General features: G+C 53.3%; 2 tRNA genes. Both read right to left on the bottom strand.

From position 1 onward, the window contains the following. Positions 1-92 (bottom strand) — tRNA-Ser (locus HFD99_RS25175). A gap of 3 nt (positions 93-95) precedes the next feature. Next, positions 96-169, bottom strand: a tRNA-Met gene (locus tag HFD99_RS25170). Positions 170-276: the final 107 nt, after the last annotated feature.

The following is a 276-nucleotide window of genomic DNA, read 5'->3' as shown; positions in this document are numbered from 1 at the left end:
TGGCGGAGAGAGAGGGATTCGAACCCTCGCACCACTTACGCAGTCTAACCCCTTAGCAGAGGGTCCCCTTATAGCCACTTGGGTATCTCTCCGAGTAGCGGCAGAGGGGATCGAACCCCCGACCTCACGGGTATGAACCGTACGCTCTAGCCAGCTGAGCTACGCCGCCACCTTATATATAAAATTCAGAAGTATTGAAATATGGCTCCCCGAACAGGACTCGAACCTGTGACAACTCGATTAACAGTCGAGTGCTCTACCAACTGAGCTATCAGG

Origin of the sequence: Paenibacillus sp. EKM301P (assembly GCF_011800295.1) — a bacterium.
Classification (GTDB): Bacteria; Bacillota; Bacilli; order Paenibacillales; family Paenibacillaceae; genus Paenibacillus; species Paenibacillus polymyxa.
This window is presented reverse-complemented; position numbering and strand designations above follow the sequence as displayed.